Consider the following 24,439-nt stretch of genomic DNA (forward strand, 5'->3'; position numbering starts at 1 on the left):
CAAGTGGGTGGTGTTCGGCGCGGCGGCCGCGCTCGCGCTCGTGGCCGCGGATGCGCTTCGCAGGACGCCGCTCGACGCGCTCCCCGACCTGTCGGATCCGCAGGTGATCATCTACAGCGAGTGGATGGGACGCAGCCCGGATCTCGTGGAAGACCAGATCACCTACCCGCTGGTCCGCGCGCTCCAGAGCACGCCGGGCGTGCAGACGGTCCGCGGCTACTCGATGTTCGGGATGAGCTTCACCTATGCGCTGTTCGCCGAGGGCACCGACATCTACTGGGCACGGACGCGGGTGCTCGAGCAGCTCGGACGCGTGCAGCAGCAGCTGCCGCAGGGGGTGACCCCGACGCTTGGTCCGGACGCGAGCGGGATTGGCTGGGTCTATCAGTACGTCCTCAAGGACGCCACGGGCCGCATGGATCTCGCGGAGCTGCGCGCCCTGCAGGACTTCACGGTGCGCCCCGCCCTGCAGGCGGTGACGGGCGTGGCGGAAGTGGCGTCACTCGGCGGCTTCGAGCGCCAGTACCAGATCGTCGTCGACCCGGATCGACTCGTCGGCTTCGGGCTGACGCTGACGGACCTGACGCGATCGGTGCGGGACGCCAACGCCGAAGTCGGCGCCCGCGTGCTCGAGCTCGCCGGCCGCGAATACGTGCTCCGCGGCCGCGGGTACGTGAAAGATCTCCACGACCTCGAGCAGAGTGTCGTGACGGTCGGCGCCGGCGGCACGCCCGTCCGGCTGAGGGACGTCGCCACCGTTCGCCACGGCCCCGAGATTCGCCGCGGCGCCGCGGACTTCAACGGCACGGGCGAGGCGGTCGGCGGCATCGTCGTGATGCGGATCGGTTCGAACGCGCTGCAGGTCATCGAAGCCGTGAAGCGAGAGATTGCGAACCTGCGGCTGCCCGAAGGCGTCCGCCTCGTGCCGACGTACGATCGCTCGGACCTGATCCTCGGCTCGATCGCGACGCTGCGCGACACCCTGCTTCAGCAGGCCGTGATCGTCACGATCATCTGCCTGATCTTCCTGTTCCACGCGCGCTCCGCGCTGGTGGTGATGCTCGTCCTGCCGCTGTCCGTCCTGTTCTCCTTCGTGGCGATTCGCTACGCGGGCCTGTCGTCGAACATCATGTCGCTCGGCGGGATCGCGATCGCCATCGGAGAGCTCGCGGATGCGGCGATCGTGCTGATCGAGAACGCGCACGTCCGCCTGGCGGCCGCGCCGGCAGACGCCGATCGGAAGCGGATCATCGTGGACGCGTGCAAGGAAGTCGGCCGGCCGATCTTCTTTTCGCTCCTGCTGATCACGATCAGCTTCCTCCCCATCTTCACGCTGGCCGGCCAGGCGGGACGGTTGTTCACGCCCCTGGCGTACACCAAGACGTTTGCCATGTTCGCGGCGGCGGTTCTGTCGATCACGCTCGCGCCGCCGCTGATGGTGCTCCTGCTGAAAGGGCGCTTTCGCAACGAGCTGACCAACCCGGTCAGCCGCGCCCTGACGGCTGTGTACCGTCCGATCGCGACAGTCATCGTCCGGTATCGCGTAGTCGTGGTCGCCGCGGCGGCCGTGCTGATGCTCGCGACCGTCCCGGTGTTCCAGCGGCTCGGCTCGGAGTTCATGCCGCCGCTCGACGAGGGTTCCCTGCTCGTCATGCCGACGACCTTCCCCGGCATCTCCATCGAGGAAGCGCGGCGGGCGATGCAGCGTCAGCACCGGACGGCCATGACGTTCAAGGAGGTCGCGTCCGTGCACGGCAAGGCCGGCAGAGCCGAAACCGCGACCGATCCCGCGCAGCTGGACATGATCGAATCGGTCGTCGCCCTGCGTCCGCGCGACGAGTGGCCGACCCGCCACACGCACCGCTGGTACAGCAACGCCGCGCCGGGGTGGCTGAAGCCCGTGCTGGCCGCCGTCTGGCCGGAAGAGCGGCGACGGACGCTCGCCGAGCTGTCGCGCGATCTCGACGCCGCGCTTCGCATGCCGGGGTACCAGATGGCGATCGCACCACCGATCCGGACGCGGATCGACATGTTGACCACAGGCGTACGGACGCCGGTCGGCATCAAGGTGTACGGCGCCGACCTGAACGAGATCGAGCGGGTCAGCGTCGCGCTGGAAGGCATGCTGCGCCAGGTGCCAGGCACGCGCAGCACGTTCGCCGAGCGGCAGACCGGCCGCGAGTACGTGGACATCGTGCCGAATCGCGAAACGATCGCGCGCTACGGCCTGACCGTACGCGACGTTCAGGATGTCATCGAAGCGGCGATCGGCGGCATGCCGGTGTCGACCGCGATCGCGGGACGGGCGCGCTTCTCGATCAATCTGCGATACGCCGCAGACCGGCGTTCTGATCCGCAGGCACTCCGGCGGATCCTCGTGCCGGTGCAGTCCACGAGCGCCGCGTTCGACATCGGCGGCCCGAATGCCGGGGCGGGTGCAAGCACGCCATCTGGAAGTCTCGTGCGCACGGGGGGCGCCGCCGCGGGCGGCGGCATGGGCGCGATGGGCGGCGGTTCAACATCTGCGATGTCCTCGGCAGGGACGATGTCAGCCGCGCCTGCGGCGCTGCCGATGAGCGGCGCTGCGCAGCCCCCGGACCTCCTCGAGCAGTGGCGCCAGCCTGGCGCCGCCGTGCCGCTCGGCGAACTCGCCGACGTCCGCGTCGTCACGGGACCGCCGATGATCAAGGACGAGAACGGCGTGCTGGTCGGGTACGTATTCGCCGACATCGATCAGACCCGGCGCGATCTCGGCGGCTGGGTGGACGATGCGAAGGCGCTCGTCGCTGCGGAGCTGACGCTGCCGGAAGGCTACCGGCTGCAGTGGACCGGGCAGTACGAGTTCCTCGCCGAGATGGAGGCCCGTCTGCGGTACATCATCCCGCTCACCCTCGCGCTCGTGATCGGGCTGCTCTACCTGTCGATGCGCGGATGGCCGCAGACGTTCCTGGTGCTCTCGAGCCTGCCGTTCGCCGTCGCCGGCAGCATCTGGCTGCTCGCGTTGATGGACTACAACCTGTCGACCGCGGTCTGGGTAGGGCTGATCGCCGTCGCGGGGGTGGCGGCGGAGACGGGCATCGTGATGGTGGTGTATCTCGACGAGGCGTTCACCCGCCACAAGGCGGAAGGAAGGATCCGGAGACCCGAGGACGTCGATGCCGCCGTCGTCGACGGCGCGAGCGCACGGGTGCGGCCGCTCGTCATGACGGTGGCGACGACCGTCCTCGGTCTGCTGCCGCTGCTGTGGGAGGCGGGTGTCGGTGCGGACGTCTCGGCACGGACGGCCGCTCCGGTCGTGGGCGGTCTCTGGTCGTGCATGCTGCTGACGCTGCTGGTCCTTCCTGCGGCGTATGCCATGTGGCGCCGCCATCAAGTAGGCGCCGCGCTCGCCGGATGACGCCGGTCACCGGGCTGCCCTGGCGTCTGCCGTCGAGCACGAAACTGTAAGGGAGCGACGAATTGTGACGGTCGGCCCCGGCGTGGGACGCAAATACACGCCGGTTCTCGCCGGGACCCTGATTTGCTCCGGCCAGACTCGATGCCTGGGTCCGCGGGCGCGCCCATCCTGATCGTCGAGGACGACCGCAACGCGCTGTCAGGGTACATCGAGTACCTGACGGACGCGGGCTACGAGGTCGTCGGCGTGCCCGATGGCTCCGCCGCGCTCCCGGTTGCGGCCACGCGCGGCGCGAGTGTCGTGGTCACCGACATTGCGCTGCCTGGAATGGACGGCTTCGACTTGACGGTCGCGCTGCGAGCGGCGCCCCTGACGCAAGACGTGCCGGTCATCGGATTGACCGCGAACTGGAGCCGCGAGACGCACGTTCGCGCCGCCGCCGTGCAGATGGTCGCGGTCCTGAGGAAGCCCTGTTTGCCATCGCACCTGGTGGCCGAGCTGGAGCGAGTTCTGGCGGGAGAGCGGCCGGAGCGATCGAGGGACGCGCGTCGGATATAGCTGAGCGAACGAGCCCCTGACTGCCGGTCATTCGATCCGCTGTTCGACCGTCCATCGGATCGACGTTTGACGTACACTCCCCCCGTGAGCTTACAGCCGCCATCGCCCCGATCCGACTGGGAGGCGTTCATCGACGTCCTCGACCTGGCAGGCCAGGCTGGAAACATCGCCGGCGTGACGCTTCCGGCGATTGCCGGGACCTCGGCCGGCAAGCGATTCGACGAGTTGACCAGCCTCGAAGTCAAGGAGCTGTCGCGCCTGGCGAGCTCGCAGGGGTGCCGCGGCGAAATCCTCGCCGTGATGTGGCGCGACCTGCAGTGGAAAGTGAAGCAGCAGAAGAAGCTGGATCAGAAGCGAAGCGGCGGCGCCCGGCGCAGCTTCGGCCGCTAGCCGGATCCCGGGTCGCGGGCAGGAGCCGTCAAGCCGCGTTCACTGGATACCTGCCGAAGAAGGCCGCCAGCGAGGCGGCGACCGGCTCGGGGCGCTGCATGTGCAGGAGGTGGCCGACGCCGGGGATCGTGCACTCCTCGACCTGCGCGAACCAGGCCCGGAGCTGCTGAGCCACGTCGATCCATAGCGGCTCGGTATTGCTGCCAATCACCGACAGCACCGGCTGGCGGATCGTCGCGGCCTGCTCCACGCCGAATGTCCAGGAGGTGAGCGCCGGCAGCTCGATGCCGAAGAAGGTGTCGGCATCCGCGAGGGCCTGCGACACGGCCCCTGGAATGCGATCGTCGAGCAGCGCCCGGCATGTTTTCCATTCGAGGCCGCTGACCGTGCTCATGAACGCCGCGAGCGCTGCCTCGTGCTCGCCGGCGGAATAAGCCGCGAAGGCGGGCCCGGCCTTCCCGAGAAAATCTGCGGCACCGGGTACCGATAGAAGCGACGGCTCGAGCAGCGCGAGGGTATGGACGAGCGCCGGACGCTCGGCCGCGAGCTGCAGCGCGACAGCGGCGCCGCTCGAGTGGCCAACGACGTGCGCGCAGCGCACGCCGAGATGATCGAGCAGCGCGGCGGCGTCCGCCGCATGGTCCGCGATGCCCACCGGTGGAGGCGTGTGGGTGCTGCCGGCCCAGCCGCGCTTGTGATACGTGATCAGCCGGTAGCGGTCGGCCAGCGCCCGCTCCGAGGCCAGCGGCAGAAAACCGTCCGCGACAACCGGGCTGATGAACAGCACCGGTTCGCCGGCCCCGGCTGCTTCGTATTCGAGTTCCACGCCGTTCACCTGCGCGCGCCGCATCGTGCGCCGTTGCATGCTCGTCCTCCTGGAATGCCGGATCGCCGGAATCGGCTCTCTGCTTATGAGGGCGTGACAAACGGTGTTACGGTGGGAACTTCGCTCGTCACCAAGGACGCCCCGGCGGCGCCGCTCGGATACACGCGACCTCGAGGATCGACATGCAAGAGGCGACTGACGCGGCGCTTTGCCAGGCGCGAGAGGCCGCGGCCCGCGGGGACTGGCCGGACGCCTACGAGCGGCTGAGCGCGGCGGACGCGAAGACGCCGCTGGCGGGACCCGACCTGGCGCTGCTTGCCGGCGTCGCGTATGCGGCAGGCCATCTCGACGCGACCATCGACGCCTGGGAGCGGGTCTACAGGGCCAGTCTGCAGGCCGGCGGCCGCCTCGAGGCGGCCGGTGCGGCGGTTCGTGTCGCCATGCACCTCCTGTTCGACACGGCTCTCCTGGCGCCGGTGCGCGGGTGGCTCGCGCGCGCCGAACGGCTCCTCGTCGATGTGCAGACCGACACGTCCGTTCACGCCTGGCTCGCGGTCGTCCGCAATTACGAACGTCTGTTCTCAGGTGACTTCGCCAGCGCACGAACGTGGGCGCGACGCGCGATCGCGGCGGGAGCGGAGCACGATCCCGCCGCGGCCGCGATCGGCCGGATCGCGGAGGCGCGCAGCCTGATTCTCCAGGGGGAAGTATCGCGAGGTCTCGCGCTGCTGAATGAAGCGGCCGTGGCGGCCGTCACCGGCGAGCTCGATCCGCTGTGGACGGGACTGGTCTACTGCGAGGTGGTCTGCGCGTTCCAGGCGCTCGGGCAGTACGACCTCGCCGAGGAGTGGACCAAGGAGATGGAGCGCTGGCGGCATGGCAAGCCCGTCGGGAGTCTCCACGGCCGCTGCCGCGTGCATCGTGCGGAAATCCTCCGGCTGCGCGGGCGGTGCGCCGACGCAGAGACGGAGATCCTGAAGGCCTGCGAGGAACTGCGTCCCTATCTGCGGCGCGAGTTCGGCTGGCCGCTGACCGAGCTGGGCCGCATCCGGTTCCGCAAGGGCGACATTCACGGCGCGGAGGATGCGTTTCTCGACGCTCACGAAGCGGGATGGGATCCGCAGCCCGGCCTCGCGCTGGTGTACCTGGCGCGCGGCGACGTCGCGCGTGCCGCCGCGTCCATTCGCGAAGCGCTCGGCGGACGTTCGACGATTCCCTCGAAGGAGTGGCCGCCGAACACGGAACTCCGCCGCGCGCCGCTGCTCGAGGCGCAAGTGGCGATCGAGATCGCGGCTGGGGATCTCGTCGCGGCGAAGTCGGCGGCGAACGAACTCGGCCAGGTCGCGGCACTCTTCCAGAGCAAGGCGCTTGCGGCGAGCGCGGCGCTCGCCGGCGCCCGCGTACGAATGGCGGGAGGGGACGCCGCCGGCGCCAGCACCGACTTCCAGGCCGCGGCACAGGCGTGGAGCGACATCGGCGCCCCGTACGAAACCGCCGGTGCCAGGATGGATCTCGGGCACTCGCTCCGGGCCCTCGGGAAGGAGGAGCGTGCGCTGCTCGAATTCCGTGCGGCTCGTGCCACGTTCGAACGCATCGGTGCGGCGCATGAGGCGGCCCGCGCCGCTCAGGCCTGCGCCGCCGCGGCCGAGCCGTCATCAGCGCCGCCGGCTGACGCGCACACCGCCGTCGTGCTTCGCGAAGGTGAGTACTGGTCGGTCGGGTTCGCGGGCCGCACCTCGCGCCTGCGCGACTCGAAGGGTCTCGGGTATCTTGCGCGCCTGGTCGCCAGCCCCGGAAGAGAGTTCCACGTGCTGGATCTCGTCGCCGCGCACACCGGGAGACCCGCGGGCAGCGACGCGGGGACCCGTTTTCTTCCCGACGCGGGTGATGCCGGCGAGCACCTCGATCGGCGCGCGGCGCAGGCCTATCGCCGCCGCCTCGCGGACATCGACGACGACCTCGCGGATGCGCGACAGACGGGCGACATCGAACGCGCGGCGCAGGCGGATGCGGAACGCGAATATCTCATTCGGGAACTGGCGCGTGCCGTGGGACTGGGCGGGCGCCATCGACGGGCGGGGTCCGCGTCCGAACGCGCCAGGAGCGCGGTGACGAGGGCGGTCCGCCAGGCCCTCGCCCGCATCCGCGAGCACCATTCCCCGCTGGGCGAGCATCTCGATCGCACGGTTCGGACCGGCACCCGCTGCGCGTATGAGCCGGCGTTTCGAGCGGCCATGGCCGGCGGATCGCCGCGACGTCCGCGGCGGTGAACGCCCAGTCCGTCGCGTCGTTTCGCCGAATCTCCGCCGGCGTCCACCTGCGGCGCATCAGCCCGCGGGGCGTGTGCGCCGGGTTGCGCATCATCAGATGCCCCAGTTCGTGCGCGACCACGCGACTGAGCAACACCGCGACGTCCGTCTCCGTCTCGGCCGCCAGCTCCGCGACGCAGTTGACGTACACGGTCGCCAGCACGCCGCCCGACTGGCGCACGACCAGGGCTTCACCGAGCGTGATCCGCGTGCCCGCGCAGCCGGTCGTGTCGCGCAGCAGCAGCACGAGTTCGGACGGCCCGATCGGCACGCCGCAGGTCGCGGGTGAATTCAGGCCCGTGCACTCGTGCCAGCGCACGTCCACCAGCGCGGCCAGCAGCACGGTCCCCGCGTCCGCGAGCGCCTGTTGCCGCAGCGAGGGAGCAAGGCCGGCGCTCTGATACACCCGAACCGTGAGGCCGATGCGGGGCACGGCGGCCGCGGCAAGCGAGGTCGGCCGCATCCCCGCGACCGCGCAGGCGAGGATGAAGCCGAGTGAACAGGTGGTGGCGTGGCGCATCGACACGGTGTGCAGGACCTCGAGCCGATGCGGACATCTAGCGGATCATTGCGCCGACGAGCCGATTCAGGGCCTGAACCTCCGGCAGGCTGACCTCCCTGAAGTCGACTGACGGGCCCGTCAGATCGGCGAACGCGATCGCCGCGCCGCTCTGGCTGGTGCAGAAGACCTGCTCGACGTCCTTCACTCGCACCGTCGCCGCGATGTTGCCGGTTGCCTTGGAGCGGAACCGCACCACGAATTCATAACCGGGGGACGGGCTCGCCTCCACGGTGCAGAAGTTCCCGAGACCGCTCACGTCCGCGGTGATGATGCCCTGCGGAAAACCAGCCACGCCAGACAGCAGGGTCGGAAGCCGGACGCCCGTCGCCGGATCCTCGACGCCCTCCCGATCGGTCGCGCCGAAGATGATCGCGTCGCGCCCGGGCCCGCCGATGAACACCTCGCTGCCGTCGCCCGGGGCCCACAGATTCACGTCGTCGCCCGGACCGCCGAACATGATGTCGCTGTTGGGCGGACCACCGGGGGCGGCTCCGCCGTCGGGCCCGCCGAGGATGATGTCGTCGCCCGGACCACCATCCATGACGTCGCTGCCGCTCAGTCCGAACATGACGTCGTTGCCGGACCCGCCGTCGAGGACGTCAGTACGGTTGAGCGACTGGTTCCCGGCCGCGCCCGCCTGAATCAGCGGGTTGGTCTGGTTGTCGTCGTCGAGGCCGATGAGGAGCTGCGGCCCCTTCCCGATGTCGAGCAGAGCCGCCTGCGTCGGGTGCCCGGAGATCAGGATGAATCCCGCCAACGCGGCCAGCGCACCGGCTGACAACGCAGAAAGACCGAAACGGTACCCGAATTTCAACTGACTCATTGTGGTGTTTTCTCCTCTGATGAACCGCCGCACATTGCTGTGACTGTCGCAGTCAGCGTGCGCGCATATCGATCCAACCGGAAGAGACCCGTGGATATTCCACGGCCGCCTGCCAGGCGCGAAACGTACGGATGCTGTGCGACTGATGTGGGTGGTCGGCGCTGCGAGGACGGCTCACACTGTCCACCATGACCGCAAGCGCTCGACGCGCAGCCGCCACGCGAAGGCAGACGAGACGGTTCGCACCGCTGCTGCTCCTTGCATTGCCGTTCGTCGTCGCGCTGGCGCCGGACCTCGCCGAGGCCACGCGCGCCATTCACGTCAGGGTGTCGCAGGTCCTGTCGGTCGTGACACCACGTTCGTAAACGCAGATTCGAAGAAGGCCCTCATGACTGCCATCACGCGTCGTCCGGTCGTCCTCGCAGCCGCCGCGCTGCTCGCCGTGTTCGCGTCGGGCGCCGCCGCGCAGGACGCGCCCGCGCTCCAGAATCCGCCGCCAAGTCAGCCCGGCGTGGCGAGTGGAGGAGACGATGGAGCGCTGGTGCGTGCGGAGCCGGATTTCCGCGTGCTGAATCTTCCGTCGACACTGCGGCTGCCGCGGCACGGGTCGAGCTTTCAGCTGACGCACCGCTTCAACGGCAACCTCCGCCAGGGCAGTCTCACGGAGAATTCGAGCAATCTCTTCGGGCTCGATCAGGGAGCGGCCGTCGGCTTCGAGTACCGGTTCGGTCTCGCCCGGCATCTGCAGGCAGCCGTCTATCGCACGGCGATCGACAAGACCTTTCAGTTCCACGGCAAGTACGACGCCGTGCGGCAGGGGCGTTCGATCCCGGTGTCGCTTTCGGTACTCGCCTCAGTCGAAGGGGCGGACAACTTCCAGGAGCGCTATGCCCCCGCAGTCGGAGTGGCGGTATCGCGCGTCGTCGCCGATCGGCTCGCCGTCTACGCGACACCCGTCTGGGTTCACAACACGGCCGCGAACCTCGCCATCGATCGCAACACCGTGTTCGTCGGCGTCGGCGGCCGCGTGCGGGTGGGGGCCAGGGTGTACCTCGTCGGCGAAGTGGCTCCGCGCGTCAGCGGATACCGGCCCGACAAGGCCGCCTACGGCTTCGCCATCGAGAAGCGCGCCGGCGGGCACCTCTTTCAACTCAACGTCAACAACGGCCAGGGAACCACGTTCGGACAACTCGCGCGTGGCGGATTCTCGGACAGTCTCTACCTCGGCTTCAATCTCGCCCGGAAATTCTTCTGAGCGACTCTCGAAAGGCAGCACACAGCATGACTCGGGTAACAGCACTCATCCTCGGTCTCAGCATTCTCGCGGTGGGATGCGGCAGCGACTCGTCGCCGGCCGGACCGTCACAGGGAACCACGACCACGTCCACCTTCACGGTGCCGCTCTCGCCCTCGAACGAGGTGCCGGCGATCGCCAATGCCGACGCGAGCGGCAGCGGCACGGTGGTGATCGCGCTCACCGTCACCAAAGACGGCGCGGGGACGATCACGTCGGCGTCCGCCAACTTCCAGATCAGCGTCGCCGGGTTTCCCGCGGCGACGCGCGTGACGGACGCGCACATCCACAGCGCGGCGGCGGGCAGCAACGGCAGCGCCATCATCAACGTCGGCCTGACGTCGGGTGAGCTGGCGATCACCAACGGCAGCGGCTCGATCAGCAAGAACGGGATCAACGTGCCGGCGGACCGGGCGGCGGCGATCCTGAACAACCGCGCGGGCTTCTACTTCAACGTTCACACGGGTCTCAACCCCGACGGCGCGATCCGCGGACAGCTGTCCGAGGGCGCGTTCGATCCGGGCACGACGATTCCCTACTGACACGGGCCGCGCATCCGGCGCGAGCACGACTACGGTGAGGCCGGCCGGGCGCGGACACGCGCCCGGCCCGCTTCAGGCGGACGAGATTCAACGCGTCTACCGGCGGCCGGCCGGGCGCGGCTCGATTCCGCGGGACGCCGATCTTCGCTGAGCCGCGAGAGGTTATCCGCCCGCCGCGGCGCCGATGTCGTCCAGCAGCGCGTCGATCGACGTTCGACGTCCTGCGGCGTACGACTTCGCCCACCGCGCGGGCCCGAGGCGCGCCCGCACCTCGCGTTCGGCTCGTTCACGCAGGTCCTGCACCGACGTGTCGACGACCGTCACACCGGTACGGTCCGTGACGGCGTCGCGCGCCCCCAGGATCCGGGCCGCCCACGCGTCGTCCCCCTTGAGCACCGCCGCGGCGGCGAGCGGCACGAGCGCGTAGACGAACGCGAATTTGTCGTGGAGCTCGCGGATGCGCGTGAGGCTCTCCCGAACCAGCCCGATCGCGGCATCCGCGTTTCCCCGCCGCACGGCGAGGATGGCGCGGGCGTAGAGCGCCCACGTGAGGAACCACGGGCCGGCCCGACGCAGCTCGCGGGTGGCTTCGTCGAGCCGCCGCTCCGCGTCCGATGTTTCCCCGGCGGCGAGGTCCAGCACCGCCATGCCGCTGAGCGCCGTTCCGATGCCGGCTGGAAATCCCAGCGTCCGGAATGCCGCCAGGCTGCTCGCAAACCGCTCGCGCGCGGCGCGGACGTTGCCGGCGGCGTGCTCGACGTGGCCGAACAGGTGCTCGGCGTGTGCGACCACGTCGATGCGATCGGTGTCGCGAGCGAGCACCATGATGCGATCGAGCCCGGCGCGGGCGCGCGCCAGCTCGCCCTGCGTGTACCACAGCACGGTTGCCGCCGCGAGCGCCTTGAGCTCCGCGGGAGGCTCCAGCGCAGGCAGGTGCAGAATCTCCTCGGACCAGCGAAGCCCCTCCGCGGCGTGCCCGCGAATCAGCCAGAAGTACTTCAGGCTCCACGCAATCTCGGCGGCCTCGTCGGCGCGGCGATGCTCGAGGAGCCACGTCAGGGCGCACCGGTAGCTCTCGAGATCTTCGCGCACCCGATCCAGCCACTGGATTTGCGCGGGACCGACCAGGCCTTCACGGGCCAGGACCGCTTCACCGGTGCAGTACCGGACCAGGCCCTCCACGGCGTCATCACGCTCGCCGGCCGCGGCCAGCTCCAGCGCGGCGTAGGCCCGCACCGTCTCGAGCATTTCGTACAGCGGACACGTCGCCACGACCGAGTTCGCCATGCGGAGCAGGAGGCTCTTGTCGATCAGCGCCGCCGTCACGCGGAGGGCATCGGGCTCCTCGGCCGCAGCCGCATCGCGGCCGGCAAGCACCGCCGTCGCCGCGTCGATGGGAAAGGGCCCGGGCAGCGCCGCAAAGCGACGGAACGCGCGCCGCTCGTCCGGCTCGAGCAGCTGATAACTCCAGGCCACCGTGGCATTCATCGTCTGCTGGCGCTCGGGCGAATCGCGCGGCCCGATCGTCGACAACAGGACGTCGTGCTTCAGCCGCTCGAGCAGGTTCTCGGGTGTCAGCACCTTGATCCACGGCGCCGCGAGCTCCAGCGCGAGCGGGAGCGCATCCAGGCGCCGGCAAATCGCCGCGACCGTCGCGCCGTTCGCCGGCGTCAGCCGGAAGTCGGGCTGCATGTCGCGAACACGTTCCACGAACAGGCGCACCGCCGGCAGGCGGGCGAGATCGGCCGTCGGCAGCGCCGTCGCATCCGTTCCCAACGAGAGCGGGCCGACGCCATACTCCCGCTCTCCCCGCACCCGAAGCGGCGCGCGGCTGGTCGCGAGCAGCCTGAGCGTGGGGACGGTCGACAGGAGATCGGCGATCAGCGGCGCCGCATCCAGCACCTGCTCGAGGTTGTCGAGCACCAGCAGCGTCGGCCGGCCCTCGCACACGACCCGTGCGTGGACCGGGAGACCGGCCGACATGACGTCGGACAACCCCAGCGCTTCGGCGATTGCCGACGCGACGAACGCCGGCGTGCGGATCGCGGCCAGCGGAACGAACACCACGCGGAGCGTTCCCTTCTCGCTGATCTCGCGCGCCAGCTCCAGCGCCAGGCGCGTCTTGCCGGATCCTCCCGGCCCGGTGAGCGTGATGAGGCGCGCGCCGGGATCGTCCAGCCAGCGCCGCAGCGACTGCAGATCGGCTTCGCGTCCGCGAAGCGGCGTAAGGGGCACCGGCACGTACGAGCCGCTCAGTTCGTCGGCCGCCGGTTCGGACGCCGGCGCGCGGGCGCTCCCGACGAACGCGTCGCGCGCCGGACCGGTCAGGTCGAGTGCGGCGCAGAGCGCCCGGACGGTTTCCACGTGAGGACGGCGCCGTTCACCGCGCTCGAGGGCGCTCACGGCGTGCACCGAGAGCCCCGCGATCGTTGCGAGCTCCTCCTGGGTGAAGCCTGCCGTTTCGCGGAGTGCCCTGAGTTGCGTGCCAAATGACCCGTGGATGACGGGTTTCACGGCTGCTCCATCTTACCGCCGATCGCAGAACTCCCTTGCGCTGCCCGCACGCCAGGGTCACAATGCCTCGAGCCTTCCCCACCATGCTGTCCTGTCGAAGAATCCGTGTCTTCGTCGCCGTACTTGCACTCGGTGCACTGCCGCTGACGGCGGCAGCCGCGCAATCGGCGCAGCCGCTCACGGGGACCTGGAAACTGAATCTCGCGAAGTCGACGTTCTCGCCGCCGGATCTGTCCGCCCCGAGCCTCCTGGTCACCTACGAGGTGACCCGCGATACGGTCAGGGCGTCGCTCAACGGAGTGGATTCGAGCGGCCGCGCCGTGCACTCCGAGTACACGGCGACGTTCGACGGCAGGCAGCATCCGGTCACGGGAACCGTCGACGGCAAGCCTGCGCCGAACCAGGGTTCGGTCTCGTGGAAGAGGATCGACGACCGGACGTACGAAGTCCGCAACGTGTCCAGTGCGCAAGTGGTCACGACGCGGCGGATTGTCGTCTCGCCTGACGGCAAGAGCCGGATCACCACCGTCACCGGCCGAGACGCGCAGGGGCGAACGGTTCACCACGTCATGTTCTTCGACCGGCAGTAGAACCACCCGCACGGAATATTCTGCGGTCCCGGCCGGTTCGGATCGGCGTGCCCAGCACTCCGTCTCACCTCAACGCAACGCTCTTCCACGTCGATGTCTTTGCCACCGCCCCCCTCACCGGCAACGGATTGACGGTGTTCCTCGAGACGGACGGCTGGCCGCAGTCGACGCTGCAGCGCCTGACTCGAGAGATGAAACAGTTCGAGTCCATCTTCCTCTCCGACGTCACTGCTGACGGGGCCACGGCGCGCATCTTCACGGTCGAGGAGGAACTGCCCTTCGCGGGACACCCGGTCCTGGGGGCCGCGGCCGTGCTTCATCGCACGCAGGCCGCGGACGCCGGGTTCCGTGCCTGGGCGCTGCGACTGCCTCACGGGACGATCGCGGTGACGACCAGGGATCTCGGCGGCCACCACCTGTGCGAAATGAATCAGGGGGCGGCGGTGTCCGGCGGCAGCGTTGGGGCGGACGAACTGAAGCCGTTCCTCGCGCGGCTTGGTCTCGACGAGGCAGATTCCGTCGCTGGCATCAGCGCGGCTGTCGTGTCGACCGGTCTCCCCTACCTGATCGTGCCGGTTCGACCTGCGGCGCTGGCGCGCGCGGCGATCCGGGGCTCGGACCTCGAACATCTGCTCGCGACGATCGGCGCGAAATTCGTGCTGGTGCTGGACGTCGAGCGGCCGGAGATCCGAACCTGGGACAACCTGGGCCAGGTGGAAGACGTCGCGACGGGGAGTGCCGCCGGTCCCGCCGCCGCCTACCTGTTCAGCGTGGGCCTGGCCGACCCGAACGTGCCCGTTCACGTCGCGCAGGGGCGCTTTGCCGGCCGTCCGAGCAATCTGACCGTGGCCCGGAACACCGAAGGGCACCTCCTGGTCAGCGGCGAGGTCTGGCCCGTCAGCCATGGTGTCCTCGACCTGAATCTACGCCGCAGCGACGCGCGCCCCATCGGCGAGGTCTGACTCGCGGTCGTACGGGTCCTGTGCGGGTGTTGTCAGTGGGCGGCGCTTCATCCGCGCCGCACACTGGGAACCATGGCAACCGCCACCCGCGCCACCACGTTCGTCACTGGAGCCGCGGGATTCATCGGGTCGGCGCTGGTCAGGCTCCTCGTCGCGCGCCGCCATCGCGTGTTCGGTCTCGCGGACTCGGTGGAGGCGGCGGCGCGCGTCCGGCAGGCGGGAGCGGTGCCCGTCATCGGCGACCTGCTCGAGCCGGGTCCCTGGCAGGACGAGGCCGCGGCCGACTGGGTGTTTCACCTGGTGCCCCACCCGGTATGCGGACCGCGCGTGACGTGGCGGCGCGCCGCCTGCCTCGCGCGCGCGCGGGTGTCGATGGACGCGCACCTGCTCGACGCCGTCGCCGCAGGCGCGACGCGGCGGATTGTCTACGTCGCGGACACGAGCTGGTACGGTGGCACGGGCCCGCGTCCGATCACCGAAGACACCCCGCCGCGCCCCTCCACCTGGGGCCACTGTCTGGCACCGGCGCTCGAACGGCTCGAGGGATACCTCGTCGCCGGCCAGCCGATCGTCGCCGCCTTGCCCGGGTGGGTCTACGGCAACGGCGGGTGGTTCCGTGAACGTGTCATCGAGCCGGTCATGGCTGGCCGTCGGGTGCTGCAGTTCGGCAAGACGGGGCCCTGGGTCTCGCCAATCCACGTCGACGACTGCGCCCGCGCCCTGGTGCATCTCGCCGAACACGGAGAACCCGGCGGCCGCTATTTCCTCGTCAACCCGGCGCCGATTCGTCTCCATGAATTCGCCGGGACGTTCGCCCGCCTCGCACACCGTCCGCTGCGCCTCCTTCGCGTGCCGAAACTCGCCACCCGCCTCGTCGTCGGGCCCGTCCTCGCGGACCACCTGCACTCCAATGCGGTGTTCTCGAACATCCGGCTGCGCGGCATCGGATTCCGTTTCCGGTATCCCACGCTCGAACACGGGCTGAGGCAGGTCCTCGGTGCTCTCCATGAGTAACCACCCGGGAGAGAGCTTCGACGCCGTCGTCCTTCCACACCTCGACGCCGGCTACCGGCTGGCGCGCTGGCTGATGCGCGATGAAAGCGATGCCGAGGAGGTGGTGCAGGAGGCGTCCCTCCGGGCGTTTCGATACTTCCGGACGTTCGTCGGCGGAGACGGGCGGGCCTGGTTCCTGCGCATCGTCCGCAACACCTGTCACGGGTGGCGTCGCCAGCGGTACCAGCCTCCGACCGATTCGTTCGAGGAGGAGCAGCACAGCAGCGCGCAGCCGCAGTCGGATCCGGAAACGCTGCTGCTCAGGAACGACGACGCCAGGTGCGTCGCGCAGGCGCTCGATCGATTGCCCGGTCACTTTCATCGACTGCTCGTGCTTCGTGAGCTCCAGGGCCTGTCCTACCGGGAGCTGTCGGAAGTGATGGGAATACCGATGGGCACGGTGATGTCGAGGCTATCGCGTGCGCGTCAGGCCTTCCGCAGGGAGATCGCCGCTGCGGTTCCCCGGCCGGGCACGTCATCGCGAGCAGGGGCTCGAGAACAGCCGGCGGATGCGGTCGCCTTCACATAGCAGCAGCGACGCCGCGCCGCGGACGCGGACTTACAGCTCCTTGTGGCAGAGCTCGCAGTCCTGGCGGACCTTCTTTTCGGGATTGCCCTTGATCGTGTGCGTGTCGGTGTGGCACCGGAAGCAGCCGGTGTCGTTGATGTGGAACAGCTGGTTGGTGTACGTGCCCCACGTGATCTTCATCCGCGGAAACACGTTCTCCCGATAGAGCCGCTGCGCCACCTGGACGGCCTGGCGCGCCTCCGGCGTCCCCGTGCCGAGGATCTTCGTGAGCCGGTCGGCGATCGCCTGCGAGGCGTCCGTCCCCGCCGGCCGCTCCTCGCCCAACGCCTCCACCAGGTGATTCCGCACGAAGGGAACCTTCGTGCTGATCTCGCCGCGGGCAATCGCGCGGTCCACCACCTGCGCCGGCGAGGCTGACAGCGTGTGCGCGGGACGGTTGTGGCAGTCCAGGCAATCCATCCGCCGCAGCGGCTGTCCCGCGGGCGGCGCGGTGACGTTCTCGGCGAAGTACTCGGTCGTGGTGCCGCGCTCCGTGACCTTGACGTAGGGGATCGTCGACAGCGTCTTGTCGGTCGCCGCGTACTCGACGACGACGTCGGGCCTGGCGTGCCAGTGGCTCCGGCCCGAATACATCATCAGCGTTGTCGTGATCTCACTGCTCTGTTCGTTGTCCTTGTGCTCGCGGAAGGTCCGTTTGATCTCGCGCTCCGGTTCCATCGGCGCGTGACAACGCTCGCACGTGGCCGCAGGCACCGGAATGCGATCCCGGGGCGAAGGAATCGGCCGGTTGTAGCTGTTCGTCACCAGCTCGTACAGCTGGCGCGTGCCGTTCAGCTTGGCTTTGAGAAAGCCGGCTGCCGTGGGGATGACATGGCAGTCGACGCAGCGGATCTTCGAATGCGGCGACAGCTGGTGGGTCGTGTACTCGGGCTCCATCGGCACGTGGCAGACCTGCCCGCAGAAGGAGTTCGACTCCGAGTAGTGCACGGCGCCGAGGCTGGCGACCGCGATGATGGTGATGTTGACGAGCGTCAGCGCGGTAATCAGCGCGATGGCGGCGCGCGTCCGGCTCTGACCCAGGTCGATCGCCGGCCACTGCCAGGCGGCATGGCCGGCGCGGCGGCGGCGCGCCTCGCGCCAGATACCGATCGGGATGAGGACGAGACCGACCGCGAAGATCGCGGGCACCACCACGAACCCGAACAGTCCCGCGTACGGGCTGGCCAGCAGCCCGAACTGGTCGAGGGCCAGATAGGTGACGAACGCGCAGACGCTCAGAGTGGTGATCCAAGCGCCTGCGATCGAAATCGGATTGCGCGCCAACGCGAGCTACTTCTTGGTCAGTGTCTGCATGTACGCCACGAGGGCGTCGATTTCTCCAGGCTCGATGCCCTTGTTCTTGAGCGCGTGGGACATCGCGTCGGTGCCCTTCGGCTTCTTCTCGAGCTTCGCTTCCATCTCGGCGGGGTGGGTGAACCAGCGCTTGATGTCTTCCTTCGACAGCTTGGCGCCGACGCCGTCGAGCGGCCCCTTCTTGCTGCCGCGCCCGGCGATCGAGTGGCACTTGTCGCACTTGTAGGTCACGTAGAGCTTCTTGCCGTCGTTCGCCAGCTTGGGGTCGGGCGCCTGTGCCGCCGCTGCCGTCCCTGCCAGCGAGAGTGCCACCGCGATGAGTCCGATCGTCCGTGTCATGTGCTCCCTGCCTCCTTGGGCATACTATCCATCAGAATCGGTAGACCGTTCGCAAAAACACGGTGGCAGCCGTGTAGGGCAGGTACTGATAGCCCAGCAGCAGCGCGCCCGCCGGATCGAGCCGGGTGAGCGCGTCGGCATCGAGGCTGAAATCCTTCACGCGGTAGCGCTCGAATCCGACCGAGGCGCCGATCCCCCACCGCTCCCTGAGCGTGTAGAACACGTCGACGTTGCCCCGGCCCAGGTCGCTCCGCACCGGCGGCAGCTGCGTCGGCGGCGGCAGCGAGGTGGGCACGATCGTCTCCTCGGGAAGCGTGCGATCCGGCACCGGTCCGGTGATGTAGCGATACAGCCCGCGGGTACGGCTGTAGTCGAAGAACATCGTCAGATCGACGTTCCGAACGATCTGCAGGAATTCCGCGTGGCCGATGATCGAATGCGCCTTGTCGGTCGCGTCGGTGGCCCAGTTGCGCGACGCATCGTCGAACTGCACGCCGGGACTGGCCTGGCGCGATCGGGACAGGGAGTTGTAGCGCTCGAACGAGTACGACACGCCGGCGCTGCGGTACTCGTCGGGGGCGTACTCGACGCCCGCCGAATACACCCGGTGGCGATTATCGCGGAGCCCGAACACGCTCTCGCCGTAGTCGTCCTTCCCCACCGCGAGCGAGGCGCTCAGCGACATGCTGCTGAGCGGCACGACCGCGCCGGTGATCGTCACGCGGTCGCGATCGCGCGACGCGATGTCGAAGTGCCGCATGCCGCCCTGCTCGCCGATGGCGATCAACTCCGCCGCGATCGCCGCCGCGTCCCCCTCACCCCGGCGCTGCGTGTGTTCGTACTTCGAGCGCAGGGTGAACCGGCTGTTCCCCACCGTGTCGAACGACAGGCGGAACGTGTTGTCGGTGATCTCTTCGAAGATGCGATGCGTCCGCTCCTCCGCCTGGTGGCCGAAGCCCACCCCCGCGGAGAACGTCTGCAGCGGGTTGAACCGGACGTCGGCGTCGAACGTGGCGCGCTTCACGCCGAACGGCTCGGTCTCCTGGAGCGCCGGATTGGTGACGGTCGACACCGCGTTGTCGTAGCCCACGCGCTGCGTGACCCGGAAGACCGGCGTCTTGTTGTCGTAGTCGTAGGTCCGGAAGCGGACGTCGAAGTCCACCGTCCGCGTCGGCCTCGAGGTGAAGGTGAGATTCACCGCCGAGGTCCGGGCATGACCGTCCGTCGTGGCGCGTTCGAGCGGCACCACCGGCAGCGCGGTGTTGATCGTGAACGGCAGGAGCGCCGCGTCGTCGTCACGCAGGCTGCCGGCCGAGACGTAGACGCTGGCCCGCGACTTGTACGGCAGCTTGTACGACAGCAGGCCGTTGACGCCGATGAACGAGTTGTTCGGCGCGAGCGCGATGCGGCCGCGCGATCCGCCGGAGGTGGTGTCGGTCACGCGGAACGGGTTGTCGAACGTCAATGCCGGCACGTCGTTGTGGAACCAGGATCCGGTGTAGCCGCCGCGCACCAGCACGTCGCCGTAGACGTACTCGGCCGACGAATCGACGTCGGTCAGCTTGTGCTCCACCGGCGCGAACGTCTCGACGACGTTGCCGTGGCCGAAGCTGCCGCCGAACGGAATCGCGCCGTCGCGGTTCGTCTGCCGCACGTTGGTCTGGATGGTGAAGCCGTTCCTGGCCACGTACTCGGCGCCGCCGTCGAAGATGTGCCGGCGCGAGCTGAGGTCGAACGTGCGCGCGGTCTGCACCGCCGTCGCCAGATACGACGCCTGCGCCTGCACCTGGGACTGGATGGCGTCGTCGATCTGCAGCTCTCCGGGGGATGTCGCCGAGAAGAGCGTCCGCGTCGTGCGGCTCATCAACATCGGAATCTGGTCCCACTGCCCCCAGATCTTGAACTGACCGGGGCGCGCCGCCAGGCCGGCGAACCGCTGATCGCGGCGGCCGGCGTGGTCGGCCGCGAGGTCGAACATCCAGCCGCCCTTTTCCGTGTTGTAGCGCGCCCGATCGAGGAACAGGCCGTCGCCGAGATCGCGGTACCGCTCGTAGCGCGCGCCGTCGCCGTCGATGTGCGTCCCGCGGACGCCGAAGTCGATGGAGCCGTAGGTCGTCGGCAGCGGCGGGTGTTCGTCGGCTTCGGCGGCCGGCGCCGGGATGGGCGGCTGCGCGCCGGGCGGCTTCGGCGTGGCCGGCGGCGTCTGGCCGGCGGCACGGACCGGCAGCAGTCCGAGGAGGATGGCAAGGAACAATAGGCGAATCCGCATGCTGCCTCCCCTCACCGGATGAAGAATCGCCCGCTCGGGTGATTCGAGCCGTGGATGCTCGCGTGGCACGTCACGCAGGACCGGGCGTAGACGCGGACGCTCGTGTTGATCAGCGACTGGTCGTAGATCGTGCTGGGATGCCGGGTGGCCACGTGACACCGCTGGCACAGCATCGGCGTCTTGACGACCAGCATGCGTTCGTTCGACGAACCGTGCGGGTCGTGGCAGGTGACGCACCCGTCCCGGCTCGGCGCATGCTCGAACAGGAACGGCCCGCGCTTGTCGGCATGACACGACGCGCACATCTCCGCGATCGAGTCCCCCTTCCTGAGCAGCTTGACGTTGGTCGAGCCGTGCAGGTTGTGGCACGTCGAGCACGCCATCTTCCCTTCGCGCAGCGGCATGTGGCCGGAGCGATCCAGCTTGGCCGCCTTGTCGCGATGGCAGGTGGCGCAGATCTCGGTTTCCGTCTTCGCCTTGAGCAGCGCCTTGTCCGACAGCGACTTGTGCTGGCTGTGGCAGGTCGTGCAGCTGACGTCGCGGCGCTCGTGCTGGCTGCCGTCCCAGAGCGCATGCTCGCCCCGGTTGTGGCAGGTGGCGCAGACCGCATTGACCTCGCCCGGCTTCATCGCCTTGAAGTCGTTGACGGCGCGAATGTGATCGGGGTCTTCCGCGTGAAGGCTGCCGGGGCCATGACAGGTTTCGCAGCCTTGTTTCGCGGCCGGCGTCCGCGGATCCGCAGCCCAGTGGTGAGGGCTCCTCTCGTACCCGGGCTGCTCCTTGTCGTGACAGCCGAGGCAGCTCTGGTCCCCGACGTAGGTCGCCTGACCTTTTCCCTGCGTGCGGACTGGCTGGGGCTTGGGAGTCTGGGTGGACTGCGGAAATTTTCCGGAGGGTGCGTATTCTTTCGCGGCGGGAGGGGTGGTGCCGTCCGTTCCGACACTGGCGCCAACCCCAGCGAGTGCGGCCAACCACACCGCGAAACCCAGCGCCAACGGCAGCGCGGGGCCCATTTTCCTGACACGTCGGTTCATGCCAACCCCGCTAAGATATCGGCACAACGGTTGCTCCTGCGTCCGGCCGGACGTATGGCAGGCATACATCCGAGCCGACGCCGCTCAGCATTTCATAGCACGCGGCCGGATCGCCGGCCAACTTGATGAAGAAGTTTTAATCATTCATTTCGGCGGATCGCCATGAACGCTTCGCAGCCTCTGGATCACTCGCGTGCCGTGCTCACCATCGAGGATGAGCCCCGAATTGCGCGGAGCATCGCGCGCCGCCTTCAGCAGGACGGATTCGCCGTCGACGTGGCGCCGGATGCCGCGACCGGCATGGAACAGCTGCGGCGACACGTTTATGGCTCCGTGATTCTCGATACCACCCTGCCCGACGGCGACGGGTTCTCGACCTGCCGGCGGATGCGCGCCATGGGCATCAGGGCGCCCATCCTTCTGATCTCCCCTCACGGCCGTATCGCCGATCGCGTCAGGGGGCTCGATTCCGGCGCCGACGATTACGTGACCAAACCGTTCGCCACGAGCGAATTGAGCGCTCGCGTCCGCGCCCTCTTCCGCCGAAGCGGGTTCGTGGACGCCCACCGGCTCGTGGTCTCTGACTTGACGCTCAATCCAGTGACCCGCCGGGTCAACCGCGGCAAACGGGAGATCGATCTGACGCCGAAGGAGTTCGCCCTCCTCGAGTTCCTGATGCGCCGCGCGGGACGGCCGGTGGCGCGCCGTCTCATTGCCGAGCACGTCTGGGGCGTCAACTGGGATCGCCGCACCAACGTCATCGACGTGGTGATCAGCAACCTGCGCAAGAAGATCGAACTGCGGACCGAGCGGCCGCTGCTGAGCCCGGTGCGGGGCGTCGGCTACCTGATCGGCGGCGTGTGACCTGCCGCGGGCGCGGGCCGGTGATCGATACAGCCGGAACAGACGCGCGGCAGCGCGCTGAAGCCGATCAATTCGGTCTCGCCTGAGACGTACCCCGCCCGAATCGGCTCTTCACAGAGGAGCGCCGTACTCAGATACTTCTTGTTGGAGTCCGGAAACACCGTCACGACGACGGCATCGTCAGGCATATCGTCCTGAATCGCGAGCGCGGCGGCGAGGTTGGCGCCGGAGGAGATACCGACGCCGAGCCCCAGGTCGCGCGCCAGCATCTGCGCCATCACGATCGCGTCGCCGTCATGAACGGCCACGATCGCGTCCAGCTCGTCGAGCTTCACCACCGCCGGAATGAATTCGTCGGAAATCCCCTGGATGCGGTGACGGCCGTTCTTGCGGCCGGTGGACAGCGTCGGCGATTCCGCGGGCTCTACCGGGTGAATGCGCACCGTGGCGCTGCGCGCGCGCAGGCACCGCCCCACGCCCATGACCGTACCGCCGGTCCCGACGCCGGCGACGAAGGCGTCCGGCACGCGCCCGGCGAGCGCGAGCTGTTCGAGGATCTCACGGCCCGTGCTCGTCTCGTGCGCGTCGGGATTGGCGATGTTGGAGAACTGCGCCGGCAGGAAGACGCGCGGATCCGCGGCGGCCATCTCCTCCGCGCGGCGCACGCTGCCCAGAAAACCACCCTCTTCGGCGCTGACGTTCACGATGCGGGCGCCGAAACTCGTCATGAGATCCCGGCGCTCACGGCTCATCCAGTCCGGCATGAAGATCCTCACGGGATGCCCGAGCGCGCGGCCGATGGCGGCGAACGAGATGCCGGTGTTCCCGCTGGTCGCTTCGACGATGGTGTCACCGGGACGGAGTCGATCTTCGCGGTAGGCGCGCTCGAGAATGTGCAGCGCCATCCGATCCTTGATGCTGCCGGTCAGGTTGAACTGCTCGCACTTGGCGTAGACGGTGCGCCGCCGGCCGCGAACGCTGCAGGCGACGACCAGCATCGGCGTATTCCCCACGAGCCGCCGCATCGTCCATAGCCGGTCCTCGACGTCCGCGATGCGAGTGGGGATTATTCCAGCCGGCGCGGATTTTTCCACGGCCGGACGGACCGAGATGTCCACTATTTCACCCCAATCTGGAGGTTTGCCCTGGCGGGAGCAAGATTCACTCCCGGCATCCCGTGGAGGTTCATGTTCATGTTCGCGCAGAGGGGCGGGGCAGTCGCGGAAGCGTGTGGAGAGCGTCGACGAAGGCGCCTTAGACCGGCCGGATCCTCAGCGCCGCGGCCGGCGGCGTTCGACGCGCAGGGCGCGCGGCCCGCTGATGGGATCTTCGAGCAGCTCGAAGGTGAGCACTTCGCCGATCGCGAGATCGCTGAATCCCGTCCCCTCGCACAAGTCGCTCCGGTGGAAGAAGACATGGCGGCGATCGGCCAGGCGGATGAAACCGTGCCCCTGCCCGAGCACCAGCGTCACGATTCGGCCCGACCGCGACGGCCCTCGCGGCGGCACATTCATCGGCGCGCCCGTCGGAGGTTGTCGCACCTCAACGGGTCCACGGACCGTACTCGCACCGATTCACGCCGGCAGGTTCACCACTGTCCCGGTGGCGTCCTTCGATTTCGGCGCTGATGCGCACCCGGCGCTGCTGCACTTCGACGAAACGGGCGTACTCGACGACACTGCCCGTGATCTCCCCGCCAACGGCAGGCGATCGGTCGGGAGCGGATGCCGGCGTTCGGAAATCGGTGATCTGCAATGGCGTGCTCCAGTCCGTTTCAGACGCGTCCGCGGTCAACCGCCTGGACGACCTTGCCCTGCGAGACTTCCAGCTGCGCGACGACGGTGTTCCGGTGAACGCCGCCGATCCTCGGCGAACACCCGCGCGTCAATTGAATCGCCCTGAGCGAGGCAAGGATGACGAATTGAAACGCCCCGATTCCAGGCGGGCGGCGGATCACGGAACCGGCGGTGATAAGAGGTGAAGACGAGTCCACAGCCATTCGAACCCTCACCAGGAAAGCTTTGGTGAGGGCTCGGGCCGGGTCGGCCGAAGAGCTCAGAAAAGCAGGTGGCGCAAGTATACACGGCGGGCCGCAGGCCGCCGATCATTTCTCGCCCTGATCCTGCCCCGCCGATGTGACGGCCCGGGCGCGCAACCGTGATACGCTGAAGCTCCTTTCCTGAAGTTCCTTCGCTGCGTTCGCAGGGGCGGCTGAGCATTTCCTCGAGAGA

At 68.7% G+C, this 24,439-nt stretch carries 22 protein-coding genes; 12 read left to right on the top strand and 10 right to left on the bottom strand.

The window, feature by feature from the left end; all coding sequences use genetic code 11:
* From VFK57_13260 to VFK57_13270, 3 genes are all read left to right on the top strand, one after another.
* Positions 1 to 3,397: efflux RND transporter permease subunit (locus VFK57_13260; GenBank protein HET7696675.1), on the top strand; the 3,397-nt coding region annotated here is incomplete at its 5' end.
* Positions 3,398 to 3,538: 141 nt separating this feature from the next.
* Positions 3,539 to 3,955, top strand: a complete 417-nt coding sequence (locus tag VFK57_13265; protein ID HET7696676.1) for a response regulator — start codon at positions 3,539 to 3,541, stop codon at positions 3,953 to 3,955.
* 84 nt (positions 3,956 to 4,039) lie between these two features.
* Positions 4,040 to 4,345, top strand: coding sequence for a hypothetical protein (locus VFK57_13270; GenBank protein HET7696677.1), 306 nt, complete (start codon positions 4,040 to 4,042; stop codon positions 4,343 to 4,345).
* A gap of 28 nt (positions 4,346 to 4,373) precedes the next feature.
* Here VFK57_13270 and VFK57_13275 read toward each other — a convergent pair whose 3' ends face one another.
* The gene (locus tag VFK57_13275) at positions 4,374 to 5,195 is read right to left on the bottom strand and encodes an alpha/beta hydrolase (protein HET7696678.1); all 822 of its coding nucleotides are present in this window, start codon (positions 5,193 to 5,195) and stop codon (positions 4,374 to 4,376) included.
* A gap of 158 nt (positions 5,196 to 5,353) precedes the next feature.
* On the opposite strand from VFK57_13275, the gene VFK57_13280 reads away from it, so the two are divergent.
* On the top strand, positions 5,354 to 7,441 hold the full coding sequence (locus tag VFK57_13280; protein ID HET7696679.1) for a hypothetical protein: 2,088 nt from the start codon (positions 5,354 to 5,356) through the stop codon (positions 7,439 to 7,441).
* A gap of 596 nt (positions 7,442 to 8,037) precedes the next feature.
* On the opposite strand, the gene VFK57_13285 is transcribed toward VFK57_13280, so the two are convergent.
* On the bottom strand, positions 8,038 to 8,865 hold the full coding sequence (locus VFK57_13285) for a hypothetical protein (GenBank protein ID HET7696680.1): 828 nt from the start codon (positions 8,863 to 8,865) through the stop codon (positions 8,038 to 8,040).
* Between the two features lie 188 nt (positions 8,866 to 9,053).
* On the opposite strand from VFK57_13285, the gene VFK57_13290 reads away from it, so the two are divergent.
* The 3 genes from VFK57_13290 to VFK57_13300 are packed head-to-tail and all read left to right on the top strand — an operon-like array spanning position 9,054 to position 10,701.
* Positions 9,054 to 9,230: a hypothetical protein gene (locus VFK57_13290; protein HET7696681.1), complete on the top strand. Its 177-nt coding sequence runs from the start codon at positions 9,054 to 9,056 to the stop codon at positions 9,228 to 9,230.
* Between the two features lie 23 nt (positions 9,231 to 9,253).
* Positions 9,254 to 10,120, top strand: a complete 867-nt coding sequence (locus VFK57_13295) for a DUF5777 family beta-barrel protein (protein ID HET7696682.1) — start codon at positions 9,254 to 9,256, stop codon at positions 10,118 to 10,120.
* A 26-nt stretch (positions 10,121 to 10,146) separates the two neighbouring features.
* Positions 10,147 to 10,701, top strand: coding sequence for a CHRD domain-containing protein (locus VFK57_13300; GenBank protein HET7696683.1), 555 nt, complete (start codon positions 10,147 to 10,149; stop codon positions 10,699 to 10,701).
* 162 nt (positions 10,702 to 10,863) lie between these two features.
* Here the strand turns inward: VFK57_13300 and VFK57_13305 are convergent, their stop codons facing one another.
* On the bottom strand, positions 10,864 to 13,215 hold the full coding sequence (locus tag VFK57_13305) for a helix-turn-helix domain-containing protein (protein HET7696684.1): 2,352 nt from the start codon (positions 13,213 to 13,215) through the stop codon (positions 10,864 to 10,866).
* An 83-nt stretch (positions 13,216 to 13,298) separates the two neighbouring features.
* Here VFK57_13305 and VFK57_13310 point away from each other — a divergent pair, with 83 nt between their 5' ends.
* The 4 genes from VFK57_13310 to VFK57_13325 all read left to right on the top strand — a co-directional run bounded on the left by VFK57_13310 (position 13,299) and on the right by VFK57_13325 (position 16,349).
* Positions 13,299 to 13,805, top strand: a complete 507-nt coding sequence (locus tag VFK57_13310) for a hypothetical protein (GenBank protein HET7696685.1) — start codon at positions 13,299 to 13,301, stop codon at positions 13,803 to 13,805.
* A gap of 47 nt (positions 13,806 to 13,852) precedes the next feature.
* Positions 13,853 to 14,767 carry a PhzF family phenazine biosynthesis protein gene (locus VFK57_13315; GenBank protein ID HET7696686.1) on the top strand — a complete coding sequence of 305 codons (915 nt, stop codon included), beginning with the start codon at positions 13,853 to 13,855 and terminating at the stop codon, positions 14,765 to 14,767.
* Between the two features lie 72 nt (positions 14,768 to 14,839).
* The gene (locus VFK57_13320) at positions 14,840 to 15,781 is read left to right on the top strand and encodes an NAD(P)-dependent oxidoreductase (protein ID HET7696687.1); all 942 of its coding nucleotides are present in this window, start codon (positions 14,840 to 14,842) and stop codon (positions 15,779 to 15,781) included.
* Positions 15,774 to 16,349, top strand: a complete 576-nt coding sequence (locus VFK57_13325; protein ID HET7696688.1) for a sigma-70 family RNA polymerase sigma factor — start codon at positions 15,774 to 15,776, stop codon at positions 16,347 to 16,349. The genes VFK57_13320 and VFK57_13325 overlap by 8 nt, the downstream gene beginning before the upstream one ends.
* A 30-nt stretch (positions 16,350 to 16,379) precedes the next feature.
* Here the strand turns inward: VFK57_13325 and VFK57_13330 are convergent, their stop codons facing one another.
* The 5 genes from VFK57_13330 to VFK57_13350 form a co-directional block, all read right to left on the bottom strand.
* Positions 16,380 to 17,672, bottom strand: coding sequence for a NapC/NirT family cytochrome c (locus tag VFK57_13330; protein HET7696689.1), 1,293 nt, complete (start codon positions 17,670 to 17,672; stop codon positions 16,380 to 16,382).
* Between the two features lie 6 nt (positions 17,673 to 17,678).
* Positions 17,679 to 18,041 carry a cytochrome c gene (locus VFK57_13335; GenBank protein HET7696690.1) on the bottom strand — a complete coding sequence of 121 codons (363 nt, stop codon included), beginning with the start codon at positions 18,039 to 18,041 and terminating at the stop codon, positions 17,679 to 17,681.
* 31 nt (positions 18,042 to 18,072) lie between these two features.
* Positions 18,073 to 20,310 carry an MtrB/PioB family outer membrane beta-barrel protein gene (locus tag VFK57_13340; protein ID HET7696691.1) on the bottom strand — a complete coding sequence of 746 codons (2,238 nt, stop codon included), beginning with the start codon at positions 20,308 to 20,310 and terminating at the stop codon, positions 18,073 to 18,075.
* Positions 20,311 to 20,321: 11 nt separating this feature from the next.
* Complete coding sequence (locus VFK57_13345) at positions 20,322 to 21,413, bottom strand: DmsE family decaheme c-type cytochrome (protein ID HET7696692.1); 1,092 nt, start codon at positions 21,411 to 21,413, stop codon at positions 20,322 to 20,324.
* Positions 21,414 to 21,488: 75 nt separating this feature from the next.
* Positions 21,489 to 21,665 (bottom strand): hypothetical protein, encoded by a 177-nt coding sequence (locus VFK57_13350; GenBank protein ID HET7696693.1) that lies wholly within the window; start codon positions 21,663 to 21,665, stop codon positions 21,489 to 21,491.
* Here VFK57_13350 and VFK57_13355 point away from each other — a divergent pair.
* Positions 21,582 to 22,208, top strand: coding sequence for a response regulator transcription factor (locus VFK57_13355; protein HET7696694.1), 627 nt, complete (start codon positions 21,582 to 21,584; stop codon positions 22,206 to 22,208). The genes VFK57_13350 and VFK57_13355 overlap by 84 nt on opposite strands.
* Here VFK57_13355 and VFK57_13360 read toward each other — a convergent pair.
* The gene (locus VFK57_13360) at positions 22,187 to 23,233 is read right to left on the bottom strand and encodes a PLP-dependent cysteine synthase family protein (protein HET7696695.1); all 1,047 of its coding nucleotides are present in this window, start codon (positions 23,231 to 23,233) and stop codon (positions 22,187 to 22,189) included. The genes VFK57_13355 and VFK57_13360 overlap by 22 nt on opposite strands.
* Before the next feature lie 246 nt (positions 23,234 to 23,479).
* Entirely contained in the window at positions 23,480 to 23,749 is a 270-nt protein-coding gene (locus tag VFK57_13365; GenBank protein HET7696696.1) for a hypothetical protein, read from the bottom strand.
* Between the last annotated feature and the right edge of the window lie 690 nt (positions 23,750 to 24,439).

It is taken from the genome of Vicinamibacterales bacterium (assembly GCA_035699745.1).
Lineage (GTDB): Bacteria > Acidobacteriota > Vicinamibacteria > Vicinamibacterales > 2-12-FULL-66-21 > JAICSD01.